17 protein-coding genes are annotated in these 20,889 nt (G+C 37.0%); 5 read left to right on the plus strand and 12 right to left on the minus strand.

Annotated elements, in window-relative coordinates:
* Positions 1-303 precede the first annotated feature (303 nt).
* From rnhB to ACFIO5_RS05680, 4 genes are all read right to left on the minus strand, one after another.
* Positions 304-972, minus strand: a complete 669-nt coding sequence (gene rnhB / locus ACFIO5_RS05665) for a ribonuclease HII (RefSeq protein WP_375633558.1) — start codon at positions 970-972, stop codon at positions 304-306.
* A gap of 166 nt (positions 973-1,138) precedes the next feature.
* Positions 1,139-2,047, minus strand: coding sequence for a 4-(cytidine 5'-diphospho)-2-C-methyl-D-erythritol kinase (locus tag ACFIO5_RS05670; protein WP_375634696.1), 909 nt, complete (start codon positions 2,045-2,047; stop codon positions 1,139-1,141).
* Positions 2,048-2,285: 238 nt separating this feature from the next.
* Complete coding sequence (locus tag ACFIO5_RS05675; RefSeq protein ID WP_012754808.1) at positions 2,286-3,134, minus strand: S49 family peptidase; 849 nt, start codon at positions 3,132-3,134, stop codon at positions 2,286-2,288.
* Between the two features lie 192 nt (positions 3,135-3,326).
* Positions 3,327-4,115, minus strand: coding sequence for a tRNA1(Val) (adenine(37)-N6)-methyltransferase (locus ACFIO5_RS05680; RefSeq protein ID WP_375633556.1), 789 nt, complete (start codon positions 4,113-4,115; stop codon positions 3,327-3,329).
* 180 nt (positions 4,116-4,295) lie between these two features.
* On the opposite strand from ACFIO5_RS05680, the gene ACFIO5_RS05685 reads away from it, so the two are divergent.
* The 4 genes from ACFIO5_RS05685 to glyS all read left to right on the plus strand — a co-directional run bounded on the left by ACFIO5_RS05685 (position 4,296) and on the right by glyS (position 10,417).
* The gene (locus ACFIO5_RS05685) at positions 4,296-5,372 is read left to right on the plus strand and encodes a polyprenyl synthetase family protein (protein WP_273787893.1); all 1,077 of its coding nucleotides are present in this window, start codon (positions 4,296-4,298) and stop codon (positions 5,370-5,372) included.
* A 95-nt stretch (positions 5,373-5,467) separates the two neighbouring features.
* Positions 5,468-7,162 carry a tetratricopeptide repeat protein gene (locus ACFIO5_RS05690; protein ID WP_375634697.1) on the plus strand — a complete coding sequence of 565 codons (1,695 nt, stop codon included), beginning with the start codon at positions 5,468-5,470 and terminating at the stop codon, positions 7,160-7,162.
* Positions 7,163-7,253: 91 nt separating this feature from the next.
* Positions 7,254-8,195 carry a glycine--tRNA ligase subunit alpha gene (locus ACFIO5_RS05695; RefSeq protein ID WP_375606430.1) on the plus strand — a complete coding sequence of 314 codons (942 nt, stop codon included), beginning with the start codon at positions 7,254-7,256 and terminating at the stop codon, positions 8,193-8,195.
* Complete coding sequence (gene glyS, locus ACFIO5_RS05700) at positions 8,195-10,417, plus strand: glycine--tRNA ligase subunit beta (RefSeq protein ID WP_375634698.1); 2,223 nt, start codon at positions 8,195-8,197, stop codon at positions 10,415-10,417. Before ACFIO5_RS05695 ends, glyS begins: the two co-directional genes overlap by 1 nt.
* Before the next feature lie 124 nt (positions 10,418-10,541).
* Here the strand turns inward: glyS and ACFIO5_RS05705 are convergent, their stop codons facing one another.
* From ACFIO5_RS05705 to ACFIO5_RS05740, 8 genes are all read right to left on the minus strand, one after another.
* Positions 10,542-11,036: a F0F1 ATP synthase subunit B gene (locus tag ACFIO5_RS05705; RefSeq protein ID WP_375612090.1), complete on the minus strand. Its 495-nt coding sequence runs from the start codon at positions 11,034-11,036 to the stop codon at positions 10,542-10,544.
* Positions 11,033-11,614 carry a F0F1 ATP synthase subunit B gene (locus tag ACFIO5_RS05710; protein WP_375633551.1) on the minus strand — a complete coding sequence of 194 codons (582 nt, stop codon included), beginning with the start codon at positions 11,612-11,614 and terminating at the stop codon, positions 11,033-11,035. Before ACFIO5_RS05710 ends, ACFIO5_RS05705 begins: the two co-directional genes overlap by 4 nt.
* A gap of 132 nt (positions 11,615-11,746) precedes the next feature.
* On the minus strand, positions 11,747-11,977 hold the full coding sequence (locus tag ACFIO5_RS05715) for a F0F1 ATP synthase subunit C (RefSeq protein WP_005773968.1): 231 nt from the start codon (positions 11,975-11,977) through the stop codon (positions 11,747-11,749).
* A gap of 54 nt (positions 11,978-12,031) precedes the next feature.
* Complete coding sequence (locus ACFIO5_RS05720; protein WP_375623586.1) at positions 12,032-12,790, minus strand: F0F1 ATP synthase subunit A; 759 nt, start codon at positions 12,788-12,790, stop codon at positions 12,032-12,034.
* 7 nt (positions 12,791-12,797) lie between these two features.
* Positions 12,798-13,232, minus strand: coding sequence for an AtpZ/AtpI family protein (locus ACFIO5_RS05725; protein WP_375633550.1), 435 nt, complete (start codon positions 13,230-13,232; stop codon positions 12,798-12,800).
* A gap of 1,083 nt (positions 13,233-14,315) precedes the next feature.
* Positions 14,316-15,740, minus strand: coding sequence for a ribosome biogenesis GTPase Der (gene der, locus ACFIO5_RS05730; protein ID WP_375634699.1), 1,425 nt, complete (start codon positions 15,738-15,740; stop codon positions 14,316-14,318).
* Between the two features lie 4 nt (positions 15,741-15,744).
* On the minus strand, positions 15,745-16,416 hold the full coding sequence (locus ACFIO5_RS05735; RefSeq protein ID WP_375618447.1) for a tetratricopeptide repeat protein: 672 nt from the start codon (positions 16,414-16,416) through the stop codon (positions 15,745-15,747).
* A 581-nt stretch (positions 16,417-16,997) separates the two neighbouring features.
* Positions 16,998-18,770, minus strand: a complete 1,773-nt coding sequence (locus tag ACFIO5_RS05740) for an SLC13 family permease (RefSeq protein ID WP_375634700.1) — start codon at positions 18,768-18,770, stop codon at positions 16,998-17,000.
* 354 nt (positions 18,771-19,124) lie between these two features.
* On the opposite strand from ACFIO5_RS05740, the gene ACFIO5_RS05745 reads away from it, so the two are divergent.
* Complete coding sequence (locus ACFIO5_RS05745) at positions 19,125-20,831, plus strand: aq_1923 C-terminal domain (protein WP_375705148.1); 1,707 nt, start codon at positions 19,125-19,127, stop codon at positions 20,829-20,831.
* The last annotated feature ends 58 nt before the right edge of the window (positions 20,832-20,889 follow it).

Below are 20,889 nucleotides of genomic sequence, written 5' to 3' on the forward strand. Positions count from 1 at the left end.
ACGCGTAATTTTTTACGTGATCTGGTCAAATAGCTTTTGTGGAACCTGTTGTATAAAATAATTTTAAGCCCTTATGTTTAAAACTCACAATTGCCATATACTGCCCCTTGTCGTATATCATTGCTATACGGTTAATAACAATAAGAGTCAAGCCCATGTTAGAAATATCTGATTATATATCTGGAAAAAATGGATGGGAATAAGTGATAAAAAAGCTTCAAAAAGGTTAGGGATAGACACCCAAAAAAACATAACAGAATCAATGATTATAAAATCCCTTACTCTTGTAATAAATTATTGATTTTAATTGCCTTTTTTACACTCTTTTAGTGGTGCAAAACTATAACGATGTAATCCTATAACTGGTCCATATTTATCAAGAGCTGTACGATGCGCTAGCGTTGCATAACCTACATGCTTCTCTAAACCATACCCTTTATAAACTTGTCCTGCACATTCCATCATCCGGTCACGCGTTACTTTTGCAATAATAGATGCGGCTGCAATGGAAACCGAACGCTGATCACCCTTAATCAACGCCATTGCAGGACAGGACAACTCAGAAGGAATATCACGCCCATCAACAAGGACATAGTGGACTGGAATGGCTAATCCTATAATACAGCGACGCATTGCTTCTAAAGTTGCTTTTCTAATATTGGATTGATCAATTGTACGAGCACAAAGACTGGCAACTGAAACCGCTAATGCACTTTGCAAAATTTCATGATAAAGTCTATTTCGTTGGAGAAAAGAAAGTTTTTTTGAATCATTTAACCCATTAGGAATACGATCTTTATCCAAGATAACTGCTGCTGTTACCACAGGTCCAGCGAGAGGCCCCCGTCCTACTTCATCAACACCTGCTATATGAAAAAAACCCTGTTTTTGCAAATACAATTCGCACGAAAAATTTGGTTGTAGCGGAAAATTAAACATCTTTGATAAATCACAAATACAACAAACATACATCTATTTCTGTAGACTGATCATTTTTTGCAAGCATTACAGTTTTAAATGGCTCTTCAAACATTCCGCGAATTCTTGCACAAAAAATAAAAAAACACATTTCTTTGGTTACCCTCTTTTATTATGTATAATAAAATCATGATGAAATAAAAGCTTTTATATTTATTTATCAAATAGTTCCTAAAGTCATGATAGGTTTTATAAACCAATTTGGGTGCATTGATTTGATAAAAAGAGCTGCTTGTTGCGCCGTTTGTTTATTTTTAAAAATGCCAAAGCAAGTTGCTCCCGTTCCAGACATACGGGAAAAAAGAGCCCCACATTCATCTAATATAGATAACACTTCAGCTAACTGAGGTGCTATTTTTAATGCAGGAGAAAAAAGATCATTACGCGTTTCTTGTAAAACTTCAACTAATGAATCAACACTCTTTAAAGCGTCTGTATTAATTTTTAAAGAAGGATTATGACGCTTCTCTAACGCTTTAAAAACAGCTTGTGTTGAAATCTCTTGTCCATGATTAACCAATACCATTGCTAATGAACAAGCTTCTTTTAGTCGTATCATCTCTTGACCAATCCCTTTAACCAAAAGCGGCTGCTGATACTTTAATGCACAAAGGCACATGGGAACATCAGCACCAAGAACTAAGCTCATTTTTGCTAATTCTTCGTAAGAGCAATCAAGATTCCACTGCCGACGCAACATGCTGATAACCCCAGCTGCATCACCTGAGCCACCACCAATGCCTGAAGCAACAGGTAATGTTTTTACAAGCCGAAAAAAAGCAGGTTGAGCACATTCCGGAAAAGTCTTATGCATAAAGTCCCGTGCGCGAATAACCAAATTGTCTAAATGAGAAACAAGCCCTTTTGCAAACGGCCCCGTCAAAACAAACTGATTATTTTCACAAGGTGCATAGTGTAGACAATCACCGCTAAGACTAAAATAAACCAAACTTTCTATTAAATGATACCCATCAGCACGTTGCCCCACAACATGTAGAGCTAAATTCAATTTAATAGGTGTAAATAAATAGGAATGTCTTTGGAACGAAGTTTGTACATTTGATATCATATGACGTAATATTCACTTACATAGGGTTCTTTTAAAAATTCCCCCCTTTTACCCATACTTTTAGCACGAGCCCTATAAACAGCTTGGAATATTCTTAATCGTTTTCTAAAAAAACAATAAATATAAAGAGTTCTCATACAAAATAAACGACATGTTCTCATTCATATCATTTCAAGCCTTTTTTCTTCTAGCATCTGTTTTTAGATAAAAATCTCTCTGGCTTGAATGATCCTTTCCATCACAAACCATAACGCTGCCAAAGCGCTCGCTCTTCTGCTGCCATCAATGCACTATCAACGACTGTATAAACCGTATGTGCCGTCACTCCTGAAGGCGTTTTAGGTCCTAAAAAACTTTTTGGAGGCATAATAAGTCGAAGTTTTGCATCATTACCAAAGCGCTCCTTAATAACAGAACGTACATCATTCAATCCATCAACCAGACCAAGCTCAACGCTTTGTTTTCCACTCCAAAACATTCCTGTAAAGAGATTCGAATCATCTGATAATTTTTCAGCACGCCGTTCTTTAACCAAATCGATAAAAGTTTGATGCACTTCAAGTTGGAGAGATTTCAAATGCTCAATATCCGCCTTTTTTTCTGGCTGAAATGGATCTAATGTAACTTTGTTCTTTCCTGCTGTGTATACACGCCGTTCGATACCAATTTTCTTCAAAAGTTCCGGAAAACCAAAGGAAGCTGAAACCACTCCAATGGAACCAACAATTGAAGAAGGATCTGCAAAAATTTCATCCCCTGCACAAGCAATCATATAACCACCAGATGCTGCAATATCTTCAATAAACACAAGAACCTTTTTATTTTTTTCTTCTGCCAAGTCACGAATGCGCTTGAAGATAAAACGCGATTGTACAGGTGAACCACCAGGAGAATTAATAATAAGTGCAACAGCCGGTGACTTTTTGTGTGCGAAAGCCTTCTCTAAAAGATTTGCACACCTACTGAGGGAAAGGGTACGAGATATAGATGCTGATGAATCCATAATTGCTCCTTGAAGGCGCACCACAGGAATTTCAAGTTTATCGGAAGAAAAACGGCGTGGAATAAAACTTTTAATAAAATCCATCAAAACAAAATCTCCTTATAAATTAAGAACAATTAAATAGGCAAGGACAACAAAAAGGAACAACGCTATAATATCCAAAAGCGCCAATCAATCCCCACATTACAACCAGAAATATAACTTCACCCAAAAGCTAAACCTCCCTAATGACAAAGTGTAGACTTTAAATAATAAACTAAAAAACACAAGATACTATTAGAAAAGTTCCCACAAGCTTATATATCCATTATTAATTGCATCAACTCGAGGTGAAAAAGTATGGTCATTACCTTCATGTATAACCAATGCCGGTAAAATAGATAAAGCTGCTCTGCTTCCTCGTTTTGCGTAAAATAAAAGACGAATTGCTGCTGTTTTCGCACGGGCATGCACAGGAATTATACAAATACCACCAAAACGCCCTTCTAAAGCACGCAAGATATCTGTCAGCGATTGTGGACGTGCAATGAGCCCTAAGTATCCACCTGGCTTAACAATAGCTGCTGCACTCCGCAACCAGTTATCAAACATTGCTTCAGACATAACATGTGCTTCAGATTTTTGTTTATCAGGTGTCTTACGATCGGTGGGATTATTAAAAGGTGGATTCATAATCGCAAAATCAAAGCTATTATCTATCAAACCTGCTTTTATACGGGCATTCCCTTTGAAGGTAACATCTGCTTCTAGCAAACAAATTCGGCTAGCAAATTGTTTATTTTGTTTTAGCATAAGCGTTTTTTGAGCGTAAGATACCATAAAAGCTGAACGTTCAACTAAGGTAACATGAACTTTCAGACAACGCGAAGCAACAGCCAACCCTGCAGCTCCAGCACCTGCGCCTAAATCAACAACCTTGCCCTTTAAATTACTTGGAACCAAACTAGCCAATAACATCGCATCCATTCCAGAACGATGACCATATTTATGGGGTTGAACCAAATAAAATTTTCCGCGGTGAAAACTGTCAATTGTTTCACCACTCTGATTCGTTGTTTTATCCATTTAAAAGCCTAATGTTCACCTTTATAAACTGCATTTTTGCCATTCAGCTGCTATTTTAAATTTTTTTATTATTTCATAACAACAAGATTACACTCGCTAAAGAACATTTCTTGCCAATAACATTCCAAGCTTACACTTCAAAGCGCCATCAAAAGCTTGAGTCAAAACCAAACCCCCTTTATGCTAGTAAATAAAGTAAATTTTATATATGTCCATTGCAATACTCTAGGAGTAAACACATTGAGCGCAGCTATCAAACCAGAACAAATAAGAAATAATCAAATTTCTCTTCAATCTCTTGTCAATCTTACTCAAAAAGATATGGAGCGTGTAAATCAATTTATTCTCTCTATGGCAAAATCAGAGGTTGAGATGATCCCTGAAATTTCTAACCATCTTATTTCATCAGGTGGAAAGCGATTACGCCCAATGATTACGCTCGCTTCTGCTCATATGTTCGGTTATCAAAGTGACGGACATATAAAACTCGCAACAGCTGTTGAATTTATGCATACAGCAACATTACTACACGATGATGTGATTGATGAAAGTAATTTGCGACGTGGAAAATCCACGGCACGGATGATTTGGGGGAATCAAGCAAGCGTACTTGTTGGTGATTTCCTGTTGGGTCAGGCTTTTAAAATGATGGTCGATGTCGGTTCCATAGAAGCGCTCTCTGTCCTAGCGAACGCTGCTGCAATTATTGCTGAAGGAGAAGTCATGCAACTTTCTGCTGCAAAAAATATCAAAACCAGCCCTTCAGACTATCTCAAAATCATCAATGCCAAAACAGCCGCACTTTTTTCAGCAGCCGCTGAAGTAGGACCGATTGTTGCTGGCTATGGACATAAAGAGCGTTCTTCATTACGTGAATATGGAACATCTTTAGGTTTAGCTTTCCAATTGATTGATGATGCACTTGACTATAGCGGTAGTGCTCAAAGCTTAGGAAAAAATATAGGGGATGATTTTAGAGAAGGAAAAATAACAATGCCTGTTATTATCGCATATGAACGTGGAAATATAGTAGAAAAAAATTTCTGGAAACAAGCACTTGAAGATGGCAATAACAATAATGAAGCCTTCGCATACGCGCAACACTTAATAGAAAAGTATGATAGTATCACAGATACAATAGAACAAGCACGCATCTACGGAAAACATGCAATTGATGCTCTTGTTCCCATGAACGAAAATCTTGCTTACAATGCTCTCGTTGAGACTGTTGAATTTTGTATTGCGCGCGTAAACTGAATTCTTTGCAAGAATCGCAGTATTTCTCAATAAAGTAATGAGATATGATCTATAAACAACACCATCGATTGATTATCTTGAAAAGGATTAGCTCCATGTGCTCTGCAACGGTATCCCGAATTTTTACCCTCTTTATCGTGGGTATCATGCTGATGCCATTCCCCACCTACAGTAAAATAAGCACCGCAATTCATACAAGCTCATTTACAGGTGCTTATTTAGCTGGAAGGGTTGCAAATCATGAAAATAAAACAGAACTTGCTATCAATTACTTTAAACAAGCACTCATTTATCAACCTGATAACATTGAAACACAAAAAGAGCTCCTTGAAGCTATGCTCTCGGTCGGAAACTTTAAAGAAGCTGTCCAACAAGCCCAAAAACTCAAAGAGCAAGATGTTATAACTCCCTTTGTTTCCTTAACTTTGTCAGTAGAAAGTCTCATCAAAAAAGACTATAAGAATGCCAATTTTCTTCTACAATCAAAAGAACCTCCGAAATCCAATAATCCAATACCTGAACTCATCGGTGCTTGGATTAAATTTGGATCTGGACAAAAATCTCAAGCAATCACTGATCTTAAGAAACTCAAAGGTCCTGTCTGGTATGACCTTTTTATATCTTATCATCTAGCACTTATGAGCGACCTTGCAGAACAGCCAAAGGATGCAAAAAAATATTTCATTAAAGCACTGAATAACAAACAGGGAACTCTTATCGCTCCTAATACTTATGAGCGTATTATCATAGCCTATGCCTCATTCCAATTGCGCCATAATATGCGCAACCAAGCTCTTCAAACAATCCAGCATGGCGAACAAATGTTGTCAGATCGAGAAGTCCTTAAAAACTTTCGAGAAAAAATTGAAAAAAATTCTTTCTTAGAGAGAGTTATTAAAACACCTCAACAAGGAGCAGCCGAGGTATTATATAATTTTGGAACAGCCCTCAACTACAAAAACTCAGGGCGAATTGCACGTATTTTTAAGCAATTATCTTTCGCCTTATACCCTCAAAATGACGCAACACTGTTTCAGCTCGCACACATTTCTGCTAAATTGAACGATCCACATCAAGCAATTAAACTTTATCGCGCTTTATCCCCTAAATCTCCTTATTATAAAGATGGACAACTTCATCTTGCATTCCTTCTTGCCAATAACAACAATTACAAAGAAGCAATAAAATTACTCACATTGTTAAATAAAAAATTTCCCAATGATCGTAATATTTTGATAACGCTCGTTGCTTTTTATATGCAGGACAATAAATTTCTTGAGGCCATTAAAACTCTAGACTACGCTATTACAAAGATAAAAAACTTTCAGCAGGACGATTGGAAACTCTTTTATCAGCGTGGTATTGCTTTTGAACGTTTAAAGCAATGGTCAAAAGCAGAACTTGACTTGCGAAAATCACTTGAATTTTTCCCAAATCAACCGCAGGTTCTTAATTATTTAGCCTATTCCCTTGTGGAACGTGGTGAGAAGCTTGAAGAATCGCTCCGTATGCTACAAAAAGCCTCTGCTTTACAAGCTCACAACAGCCATATTCTCGATTCTTTAGGGTGGGCTTATTATAAACTAAAAGAATATAATAAAGCAGTGCAAATATTAGAAAATGCTGTCAGATTACAACCTGAGGACCCAACACTGAATGATCATTTAGGGGATGCCTATTGGAAAGTTGGGCGTAAACGTGAAGCAATCTTTCAATGGAACCATGCAATTGACGGAAAACCAGAAAATTCTGAACAAATTCAAGAAAAGTTGAAATTTGGTTTGCAATAAACGATGCTTAACCATAAACCACATGAATAATAAATAGAGAAACTAAAATTACTTTGGTTTTTTGTTTAGTCCAATATAAAGAGTATAAAGCGTGAAACTACCTGAACATCTTAACCCCAAACGTTCTTTTCAGGGACTAATCTTAACTTTGCAAAATTATTGGGCACACTATGGATGTGCAATTTTGCAACCTTACGATATGGAAGTCGGAGCTGGGACTTTTCATCCAGCAACAACATTACGCTCTCTAGGACCACGCCCTTGGAAAGTTGCTTATGTCCAACCCTCTCGACGTCCAACAGATGGCCGATATGGTAAGAATCCAAATCGTTTACAACACTATTATCAATTCCAAGTGCTTCTCAAACCCTCTCCGCTCAATCTACAAGAACTTTATATAAAGTCGCTACAAGCTATCGGGCTTGATACAAAACTGCATGATATTCGCTTTGTTGAAGATGATTGGGAAAGTCCCACTCTTGGTGCTTGGGGGCTTGGATGGGAATGTTGGTGCGATGGAATGGAAGTCTCTCAATTTACTTATTTTCAACAAGTGTGCGGCATTGAATGCGCTCCTGTTTCAGGGGAACTCACATACGGTCTTGAGCGTCTAGCGATGTATATCCAAGGGGTTGATAACGTCTATGACCTTAACTTTAATGGTTTGGAGGGAGAAAACAAAATAAGTTATAGAGATATTTTTTTACAGGCAGAACAGGAATACTCATATTATAACTTCGAATTTGCTGATACAAAACTGCTCCATCAGCACTTTATCGATGCAGAACGCGAATGCAGCGCACTTCTTGATGCTGGAAAACCAAATAAAGAAAATGTATTCCATCGCTGTGTTTTTCCTGCCTATGATCAATGTATTAAAGCAAGCCATATCTTTAATCTTTTGCAAGCACGTGGCGTTATTTCTGTAACCGAACGACAAAATTACATTCTTCGCGTTCGTAATCTCGCCCGCCGTTGTGGGGAAGCCTTCTTACTCACAGAAGCTGGACAAATATATACTGGAGAAGCCTAATGTCTGATCTTCTTCTTGAACTTTTCAGTGAAGAAATCCCTGCACGTATGCAACGAAAAGCTGCTGCTGATCTTAAAAAATCTGTTACAGATCAACTTGTGAATGCTGGATTGATCTATGAAGCTGCTCGTGAATATTGGACACCTTGTCGGCTCACATTGGACATACGCGGACTTTCCATACGCTCCAAAGATATCCATGAAGAACGCAAAGGTCCCAGTATAAAATCACCACAGCATGTAATTGATGGTTTTCTACGTGCAACAGGATTAAACGATATTTCTGAAGCGCATATTGGACATGATGATAAAAAAGGTCATTTTTATATTGCTAAAATTGTTAAAAAAGGTCGAGCTGCAGAAGAAATTATTGCCGATATTTTACCGGATATTATCCGCAACTTTCCGTGGCCGAAATCTATGCGTTGGGGAAAAGATTCAGCACAAAGTGGTACTCTGAAGTGGATTAGACCTTTACAAAACATTCTTTGCATCTTCGGACCAGAAATTGGTGAAACACATGTTATTCCGTTTACAATTGGTTCTCTTAAAAGCAATAATTTAACTTATGGTCATCGTTTCTTAAGTGATGGAAAGCCATTTCAAGTGCGCCGCTTTGATGACTATGTTACTCAACTTGAAACCCATAAAGTCATTCTGGATGCCGAAAGACGAAAGAATATTATTTTAGCTGATGCCCAAAATCTCTGCTTTGCAAACGGTTTAGAACTGGTTCAAGACAATCCCCTCCTAGAAGAAGTTGCTGGTCTTGTTGAATGGCCTGTTATCTTGATGGGTGATTTTGACCAATCATTCCTTGATATTCCTCCAGAAATTATTCGCTTGACCATTCGAGCCAATCAAAAATGTTTTGTCACCCGCAAACAAGGAGAAAAAGTAAAACTTTCTCATCATTTTATTCTCGTTTCTAATATTCTTGCAAATGATGAAGGCAAAGAAATTTCGAAAGGAAATAGTAAGGTTGTCCGTGCCCGTCTTTCTGATGCACTTCATTTTTGGCAAACCGATCAGCGTGATTTGCCTGATCTTCAACAATTGGAATCTTCTATAAAAAAATTTCAACTTGATATAAAAAAGCCTCTCGATCAAAGAATGGCACGACTTGATCATTTGAATGTAACTTTTCATGCTAAATTAGGTACACAAGGAGCAAGGGTAGAACGCATTGCTACACTCGCACAAGAAATTGCCCCTTTGATACAAACAGATCCTCTTTTAGCAAAACGTGCAGCCATCCTTGCAAAAGCTGATTTGCAAACAGAAATTGTCGGAGAATTTCCTGAACTACAAGGTGTTATGGGGAAAAAATACGCCCTTCTTCAAGGGGAAGATCCTCGCATAGCTGTAGCAATCGAAGACCATTATAAACCTCAAGGACCAACAGATCGTCTTCCACAAGAACCACTTGCTATAACCGTTATGCTCTCCGACAAAATTGACATGCTCGTTGGCTTTTGGCTCATTAATGAAAAACCAACGGGCTCAAAAGATCCCTATGCGTTAAGACGAGCAGCATTGGGAATTATTAGGCTTGTACTTTCGCGAGATTGGAAAATCAATCTTATGCCACTGTTTCAGTTAGCAATGAATCTTTTCTTACAACAAAAAAATAAATATGAAATCTCTCAAAGAGAAAATTCACAATTGATGAATCTGCTTCCAGAAAAAAATGAATATATTTTATCAGACCTGTTATTCTTTTTTCATGACCGTTTGAAAATCTATCTAAAAGAGGAAGGTGCTCGTTACGATGCCCTTGAAGCCGTTTTAAATAAAGATTCTGATGATTTTTTATTGGTTGCACGTCGTGTCGAATCGCTTATCGCTTTTATCAATACCTATGATGGAATGAACTTTGTAGCCTCTGTAAAACGTACTGCCAATATTCTTGAAAATGAATTTCAAAAAAGCACAACAATAGCGAATGAAATTAATCCTGAGCTCTTTGTCGAGAAAGAAGAAAAGCAGCTCTATCATGCAATCTGTGAAGTAGAAAGAAAGGTTCTTGCCCCCATCAATGCAACAAATTTATCATTTGCCCTCAGTGTGCTAGCGCCACTTGGAAAATTGATTGATATATTTTTTGAAAAAGTATTGGTGAATGATAAAAAACCTGATATTCGTGCTAACCGTCTTGCTCTTCTCAAACGCACTTACATTGTGACACAATCGGTTGCAGACTTCTCAAAACTTGTCATTTAAAATCAAAATACCCTATTAACTGATAAAAACAATGAAGATAATTTTTTCTTTTTTATGACTTTTATTAATTAATATTGAGAAAATTATGCAACCAAAGAGAGTGTTCTTTATCTCTCAAATATCATTAATTAAGATATGTTTTCATTTTGATAAATGATTCTTTCTCAAGAGACTCTTTGATAAGTTCATCAGCCTTGTTAGAATCTATTTCCCTTGCAATAAGGGTACGTGCTGTAGAAATTGCCAAATCAATCGCCGATGAAGAAACCATGCGTATTGCATCGGCTTCTGCTTGGGCAATTTTTTGTTCTGCCAATTTATTGCGGTTTTTTACATATTCTTCTGCTTTTGCACGGGCCTCAGCAATAACAGATTCAACTTCATGCTTTGCTGCTGCAATAATTTCTTGCGCATCTTTTTCTGCTTCTGCATGTTTGCGTTGATATTCAGCCAATATTTCCTGTGCCTCTTCACGAAGACGCAGCGCCTCATCCAGTTCATCTTTGATACGTTTCGCGCGTGCATCAAGATGGTGTATAACCCTCTGTGGAATTTGGAAATAGACTAAAAGAGCCAAAAAAAGAACTAACCCAACAAATGCCCAAAAAGTATCAGTCATCTTTGTCTTCCTCCATAATCCGCAGTTTTAACAACTGAACGAACAGCCTCTTTGCTGATATCAACGTCAATCAATTTTTTCACAATTTCAAGAGCTACTTCTTCAGCGATAGAACCAACATTTTGCATCGCTTTATCCCGAATTTTTGTTATCTGTTTTTCAGCATCTGCGAGTTTTTTCTCTAGACTCTCTTCAATTTCTTTCCGTTCAAGCTCTGCCTTTTCTTTTAATTCTTCACTAGCTACCTGCGCTATAGCCTGCGCGTTCAAACGCGCTTCCGCTAATTTCCGCTCATAAGTTTCAACAACAATGTCTGCTTCTTGCTTCATGCGCATTGCCTGATCTAAATCAGATGCTATTCGATCTCGCCGTGTTTCAATAACACCGCCAATACGTGGTACAATTACACGGGAGATAAAAAGATAAAAAAGTACGAAAGAAATTGCCAACCAGAAAAAATGCGAACCAAAATGCACAAAATCAAAAGGCGGAAACACACGATTTGCATGCTCTGCCACTTTTTTAATATGTTCTATCGACGTTTCAGTGTTCTGTGCATAAGCGCTTGAAACAAACATCTTCTTTCATCCCTTAAATAGCTTATTAAAGCCCTCTATAACCGATGATAACTGACTAACATCTCTCTGGTTAAGAGCCTAAAAGGGTAAATCTTTCCTCATGCAAGAACAGATATACCCTTTTGATGATGATTAAACCCCAAAAAGAAGTAATAAAGCAATGAGCAATGAAAAAATTCCCAAAGCTTCTGTTACAGCAAAACCAAAGACGAGACGTCCAAACTGACTATCTGCTGCTGATGGATTTCGTAATGCACCAGAAAGATAGCTACCAAAAATATTACCAAGTCCTAAAGCTGTTCCAGCCATACCAAAGCAAGCAAGACCAGCACCAATATATTTTGCTGCAAGCACCATTTCCATGTTATTCTCCTTTAAAGCGAAATTGCATTATTCGACGGAAAACCGCCAGTTCTATTAATGTCCTGGATGAATTGCATCATTAAGATACATACAAGTTAAAACCGTAAAGACGTAAGCCTGAAGAAATGCGACCAAAAACTCAAGAGCAGTAATTGCTACAGTCATAATAAGCGGTAAAATCGAACCACCCACACCTACGAGTCCTACCCCAATCATTGAAACAACAAACCCAGAAAACACTTTAAGCGTAATATGACCAGCAAGCATATTCGCAAAAAGACGAAGAGAAAGACTAATTGGACGGGAGAGAAAAGAAATAACCTCAATCATTGTCACCAGAGGTAAAACCACAACAGGAACTCCACTGGGAACGAACAGTTTCAAAAAACTGACCCCATGCTTATAAAAGCCATAACCAATCACCGTCAAGATTACCACCATTGCTAACGAAAACGTGATCATGATTTGAGACGTAACCGTATAAAAATAAGGAAAGAGACCAATAAAGTTAGCAACCAAAATAAAAGTAAACAGAGAAAAAACTAAAGGGAAAAACTGCATTCCCTGCACACCAGATGATTCCCGCAGAGTCGATGCTACAAATTCATATGCCATTTCCGAAAGAGACTGCATCCGCGTTGGAACCAATCCACGACTCGATGATGAAATAAAGAGAAAAATAGAAGTTACAACAACCGTGAGGACTGTAAACAATGATACATTTGTAAACGATAAATCCATATTTCCTATGGAAATCTTAATCAGCCTTGAAACCTCAAACTGATGAATAGGATCTGGAGCGTGTGCTGTCACTTCAACCTCATTTATCGGACCTCTCATTGGCCCCTTTATCTTGTTTATCTTGGCGCAATACGCCTTTTTTTCCTAATTGACTGGAGGAAACATACCCCACAGACCGAAGAATACTCAATACACCCGCAGCAAATCCAAAGAAGAGAAAAAATACCAATCCCCAAGGCCATGAACTTGCTAACTTATCAAACCCCAACCCCAAAACAATACCAACTATAATACTTGCCAGAAACTCATTGGAAAGCTTAATTGCACCTGCCATCCTTCCTTGTGATTTTTCCCGCTTACTCTTATACTCCCACTTCTTTAATGCTTGCTTGCGCACTAAAGCTACGCTTAAGTTCCTACTACGACATTCCAAATCCTCTGAATGAAGACACTCTCCTTGCTTTTTCTCTTCAGCCTCCTTACGGCTCATAACGGGTTTCTCGCCCATCGCCATCATTGGCTCCTTAATTAAAAAGCAACGTAAGAATACATTTCATAAAACCGTGTGTATCATATTGTTCCCGAATTTATTCGTCAAGATACTAAAAGAAATCTATCACAAGTTATCGTATAAATTTCATTGCAGAAATAACGTATTTTTCAATTTACATGCTTTCTTAAAAAGATATTCTAAGCACCTAAACCGATTTCACGACAGCACCCGTGAATGTATAATGAAAAGTTCCCGTGAATAATATAAAACTTATAGAACAACCATTTTACGCTTAACGAAAGGTGTAAACTAATACCATCTTATTTTCCGGCTCCCAATGTTATATCAGTCCTAGTTTTGAAAGAGAACATAGAAAACTAAAAACAGTATGAGAACGTTGGTTTTCTCCTTTTATTCGAATAAACTTGCACTTTTCATTTTATGAAAATGATAATAATCAATGGTTTCTGTATGATCCTATTCGCAAAGTATTTTATATACACCATTACAAGCCTCATCACGAAATGAGCTTGAGGGTATTAAGAGAAGCTCCTTTAAATACAAGATATTAATAAATCAAAAATTTCAAATAGATTAAGCCAATAGAACACAATAAAATTTAAATATGATTACCATACCACTTTATACAATTTTAATCTACTTTTATAAACTTCGCTCCTTACAATTGAATATCTGTGGATTCAGCAAATATTTTTGCTTTTTATTCAGACAAACAAGCAAAAGCGCTTATTCATAAGCTTTATTTTTATGAAACGATAATCTAATGCTGCTTTTCAAACAAGCATCATAATTATATTCCCCTACCCTCATATTGCATCTATTCTTGCACTTAAATAACCCATTAAGAGGATTATGTACTCTTTCTTAAATACTCCCTATTAAACTCTTCTCATGACATGCAAATAAATGATCTTTATCAAGATGAGAGAGCTCTATTCAATAGCGCTCATGATAAATGATTATCAATAAAATTAAAACTTTAGCAAATAAAACTTTTTCTTTTATGAAAAGAAAGATCATTAAAAAACTTATTTTTAAGATTCTTAAGTATAGATTTCATTCACTTAAAAAATTAAAGAGTTATCATTTCTTCTTGGAACGTGTCGCAAAAGGATTATCAGAAGCTCGTAATGATATGCGAACGGGTATACCAGACATATCAAATGTTTCACGTAACCCATTGACAAGATAACGCAAATACGACTTGGGCATACTTTTGGGGCGCGAGCAGGAAATCATAAATCCAGGAGGACGTGTCTTAACCTGTGTGATGTATTTAACCTTAAGTCGACGTCCAGAAACCGCAGGAGGTGGATGATGTGCCACAACAGTTCCAAGCCATTGGTTCAATTTAGCCGTCGAAATGCGACGATTCCATACACGGTGCATCATCATGACATTTTCCATCAGTTTATCAATCCCTTGACCATATTGTCCTGATAAAGGAACAGCTCTCAAACCACGAACTTGAGGAAGAAATCGCGCACCTTTTTCATGCAAATCAATCAATGTGGTCTGACTGTTTTCAATAAGGTCCCACTTATTGAAAGCAATAACTGGAACACGCCCTTCACGAATCACAAGATCAGCAATTTGTAAATCCTGCTTTTCAAAAGGTATCGTTGCATCAAAAACAATGACCACCACTTCTGCAAAACGAATAGCACGTAAAGTATCTGCAACAGATAGTTTTTCTAATTTTTCTTGAATTCTCGATTTTCGACGTAAACCTGCAGTATCAAAAAGTTTAATATGACGACCACGCCATTCCCAATCTACAGAAATAGAATCACGCGTGAGTCCTGCTTCTGGTCCTGTTAACAATCGCTCTTGTTTCAACATACTATTGATAAGAGTGGATTTTCCTGTATTGGGACGCCCCGCAATTGCAATCCTAATGGGCTTACTTTCATCGTAAATAAGCTCCTCTTCTTCCAAATCCTTTACATCATCACCAACAGATGCAGGTTGTATCATTCTATCTTCTTCTTTGTTGTTGCCAAAAGCATGCTCTGACCCAACAGCATCTATAATTGCATCACGCAGATCACTAAGTCCCAAACCATGTTCAGCCGATATTGGGCACGGCTCCCCCAAACCTAATGACCACGCCTCATACTCTCCTCCTGTTGCCGCTCTTGACTCAGACTTATTGGCAACAAGCACAATTGGCTTTCCTGATTTGCGAACCAATGAAGAAAAATTTAAATCACTTGGTGTTATTCCGCTCTTTGCATCAAATACAAATAAAATAAGATCCGCTTCATCAATTGCAACTTTTGTATGAGAACGCATACGCCCCTCAAGTGTATGATCACCTGCTTCTTCCAGCCCAGCGGTATCAATCACATCAAAACATAGATCTTGAAGTTTTGCCGCATGAATACGCCGATCACGTGTTACACCAGGCTTATCATCAACCAAAGCCAATTTTTGCCCAACCAAACGATTAAATAGTGTTGACTTCCCAACATTGGGACGACCAACGATAGCAATGGTAAGGCTCATCGATTTATTCCTTATTTGCCTTGCCCTCTGCTTGTATAAGCTCAAGCATCATTCGAGCCCGATCTGTTATTTTTAAACCCAAAGAACCTTCTTCAGAAATTTTCTTAAAATAATAAACCGCCTCATCCATTTTATCCGCCTTATAAGCAGCTAAGCCTAAAGCTTCTCTTGCAGACATACGCATAGGATCGGTATCACTTGCCATATCTTTGATGCGCTTTTCAACATCAGTTAATGTCCCTGTATCAACCAGAATATAAGCCGCCCGAATTTTTGCAACTTTCTGCAAAATCTGCGGTGCTTTCTCATCCGCTGCAACAGAATCAAAGATCTCCACTGACTTAATAATATCACCTTTCTCCATGAGTAAAGAAGCCTCACGTAAACGAGCAAGAAAAGGATACCCCCCAAAATGAGAGGTTTTAACAGTTTCTAATTGCTTTATCGCTTTATCAAAATCACGTGTATCCGCAAGATCAAGACTCTTTACAAATGCATCACCAATATAACCAGCTTTCTTTATTTGTGTATGATGATAAACTTGATAAGCAACTATCATGAATATAAAAAGAATAGCTGCTCCAATAATTGAAAAACCATACCGTCTCCAAAAAGCAAGCGCCTTTTCCTGACGAAATTCTGCATTCACTTCAGCAATAAAACTATCATACGACATATATCATACCTTGAAAAAAGTTACTTCACCTATGCTTTTACGCATAAATGGATAAAGATGGTAGCCCTAATTAACTAAAAATCTTTAAATTGCTCGTTTATTTATTTTAAATCAACATGTAGCCAATTCAATCAGATTTTTGCAACAGTCTTAATCGAAAATGATGTAAGCACCCTGTTTGTTCACATTACAGCTTTTACATATATTGAGTCTTATGAAAAATTCACTGCCTTAATATTTATCATGATTGCCTATCATCTCAAGCGAACTTTCTCCCCATTATATAGAGGGATAATCTTTTGAAGTCTTCAACCGCAATCGTTGGTTGTATTGGATTATACAATTATAATAGAAAAACCAATTCTTGAAAAAACTTGAATAAACAGTAAATTTCCACGAATACCTACTAAAACCAAATAGATAAATCTTATCTGTATCAAAAATACCGAAGCGCCATGATTAAAGTGTGGTATAATTCCAAATCTTCAGTTAAAGTTCTATATACAAAGTGTATCCCTTCAGCTTATCTTCATGCGATTAACAACTTTTTATAATTGATCCTTAAAGTTTTTTAAAATATCCTATTGTAAGGGCCAAACCCACATAAGCATTGGAACAGCAATAATAACGATCAACACCGCCAATGGAGCACCCAAACGTGGATAATCACTAAAACGATATCCTCCTGGCGCCATCACGAGCATATTACTTTGATGTCCAATAGGTGTAAGAAACTCACAACCCGCACCAATTGCAACAGCCATCAAAAAAGCTTCAGGCTTATAATGAAGGGAATGAGCAAAACTTGACGCAATTGGTGCTACCATCATCACTGTTGCTGCATTATTCAAAAATGGCGTGACCAACATAGCTGTCACCAACATAAGTGCTAAGGCACCAGATGGTGGGAAAAATATTGCCAATTGGCTCAGCCATTGACCAATGAGATCCGTACATCCTGTTTTCTCTAACGCTTCACTCACTGGAATAAGAGCCGCTAATAGTACTAATATTTGGCCATCTAATGCCTGATACAGATCACGCGCGGGCAAAACGCGAAAGATAACCATTGCAGCAGCAGCAGAAAAAAAAGAAAACGCAACGGGAACAATATGAAAAGCTGTAAAAATAATTGCTATAAATAAAACAGCTAAAGAGATGAAACCATGTCGTAAATTTCCAAACACAATATTTCGTTTTGCTAGGGGCAGGCATTTCAATTCTCTTAACAAATTTGGAATAACTGCATCCTGTCCTTGCAAAACAATCACATCGCCAAGATGGAAAATAATATCATCAAGTCTTCCCCGCACCCTTTCATGTTGACGACTTAACGCAAGCAGATTTACATTATAGTGATCAAATAGGGAAAACTCTTTCGCACTAATACCAATAAGGGGTGAATTATGGGTGATGACTGCTTCAATAATATCGATGTCACTGTCCTTATCACCTGCAGCAATAGTTCGCCCCTTAGAAAACTCTAAACGAGCAGAGTTCATCACGCTATCTAACCCTGTATGCGACCCTTCCAGCAAAATAATATCATTTTCAGACAAAACAAAATCTGGTAACGGTGAAATAGATACTTTGTTTCTGATGATTTGAATCACCATAACATCACCACTTGATGGCTTAACCAAATCAACAATATTTTTTCCCACAATCGGTGAATTTATTGGAATATGCACTTCTGCAACATAATTACGAATATCAATGGCATCATCAAACGATACACCTGAACGTACACGCACAGGCAAAAGCCAATAAAAAAGAACCAAATATAAAACACCAGCCGTCGCAATAACCGCACCAACTGGTGTAAAATCAAACATAGTAAAAGGTGTTCCGGCTAAACGTTCTTGCATCGCTGAAATAACAACATTGGGAGATGTTCCTATCTGTGTCATAAGCCCCCCCAACAAAGAACCAAAGGCCATGGGCATCAAAAAGACAGAAGGAGAAACCTGAGAACGACGTGCAAACTGAAAAGCTATCGGAAGCATAATAGCCAAAGCACCAATATTTTTAACAAACATTGATAATACGACAACAGAAAGAACTAAAAAGGCTAATTGAAGACGCACAGATTTCACGTCTGGCCATATCCGTTGAATAATAAACTCCATTATACCAGAGCGCGATACAGCCGTACTGACAACAAACACACTCCCCACGATAATAACGATATCATTACTAAAACCGCTAAAAGCTTCCTTCGGACTGACAAGACCAAGGGCACAAGCTATTAATAATGTACAAATAGCAACAAGATCATAACGAAATCGATCCCAAATAAAAACAACCATCATGAGACCAATGATCGAAAAAGCCATTATTTGATTTTCTGTCATAACACTTACCTCTCCCCATTAAATTATAATGAACAAGAACATATTTTTTATGTTTTAAATATTCCTATAAACAGCAGCAAGATAAAAGCAGACATCGGAATATTTTAGGATAATTTTAAAGTGATAAAAAATTATGATGCGCATAAACTTACCTCTCCTTATTATGCGTTCTTTTCTATAAAGAGCTAAACTCAAAGAAAATTGATAAAAGTTGATAAAGCTATATTGCAAAAAAGATGAGAATAACTCTAATATAGAGAGTAGATAATTGTTGAAACTGGTACACGCTATATTTAAACCTTTGTCGTTGCTTAAAAGAATTTATCTTCACTCTCAATTCAAAGAGTGATAAAAATGAAAGAAGAAAGAATGGTCAATCTTAATAGTGGGTATCAAAGTAACCTCAGATATTGGCTCACTTGTATTATTGGATTTGTTGCTATCTTGGCAATTATAATTGTTGGTGGATTTTATATCGCAAAACCCTATCTTGACAGTTTTGTAAAACAAGAAATAGCCCGTCGTGGTATAAAAGCCCGAACATCTGAAGTAAGCATTCTAGGTAAAATCAATTTGAAGAATGTGACATTACCTGTTCCAGCTGGTACATCACTTAGAATTGGTGCCATTTCTGCCCGTCCTCCCCTTTCCTTTATTCCCGGAACTTTTTCATTTTATAATGTTGATTTAAAGCATAATAATATTCATGTGCAAATTCCCCAAATTTCTCTTCGGAATGTATCCTTAAAAGAAAAAGATAGAACGATAACATCACGTCTTTTACAATCAATGATGCGTATTGAGCTTTCCTCAATTATTGCTCCCAATATACAACTTTCTATAGAAAATAAAAATAACCGAATAGAAACGGTTGAAGTCAAGAATTTCCAGCTTTCTGATTTTAGAAATAACCATATCCATTCAGTTAGTATCAAAAATATGGATCTTAAAACGGTCGTAGCAAATGGTGCCAAACAGATGCAACTTATGGCTAAAAGTGATACAATAAAAGCCCATGATATCGACATCAACTATGCCTACTCTATCATTTTTGGAAAAAACAATGCTCTCAATCAAGGTAAAACCGTTACTGGCCCCATTTCTTTGAATAATATAAGTGTCGATATTTTTGAAGAAGCAGAAAAAAACAGCTCTTTCTTCCTTGGGCAGTTTAAAACATCTGGTTTAAAGATGAAACCGCTTGAGCAACCTCCTGAAAAATTAATCAAAGCTTATCTTAATGCAAGAAAAGAGAATAATAAAATCGCCGAAAAAGTAGCACAAAATGGTCTTCTTCTAAACATACTGCTCGCCATTACCTCAGCGGATGCCAAAGTTGATAATATCACCGTTGATATACCGCAGTTGAAAGCAACGCTCGAATCATTCCAATTCAAACCAAGTTTGTGGAAACAACCTATCCCTAAAAAGCTTTTTCTTTCTCTCAATAACCTTTCCGTTTTACCTAAAAAAATGAATGAAAAAGACTTAGATTTCTTCAAAAATCTGAACTTTGAGCGCTTTAATGTTTCAGGAAAAATTGATATTTCTTACGATGAAAAAAAACGTATACTCTTTCTTGATACAATGTCTTTCAATATGAAAAACGTTGGATCTGGGAACATATCGGCTAAGGTTATTGATGTTGATGAAAAGCTTTTTTCTGGTCAGAAAAATATAATGATTGCTGCGTCTCAAGACCTTGGCATCAATGAAATTGATATACAATATACGGATGCAGGTTTCATTGATAAGCTTTTTTCTTATCTTGCGCAAAATCTTAATGACAGCCAACATGATCTAAAAAAGGAACTTTATGACGATTTCTATCTAATGATGACGCAGACCCCAAAAATTCTGCTAAAAAATCATGACGAAGCAGAAAAAATTTCAAAATCCTTAGGAGAATTTGCTAAAAATCCACAAACATTGATCGTTAAAATTAAAGCAAACGATAATAAAGGTCTCGCAATAGTTGATCTCGAATCTGCTCTACAAAATGATCTATCTAAGGCTTTAAGCAAAGTACATCTCACTATTAAAAATGAAGCGTCGCGTTAAACATTTTGTGCTTTAAACATGATGATCTTGTCTATAAATTAAGAACTTTATTCCTCTT

Source organism: Bartonella sp. AA86SXKL (assembly GCF_042196885.1).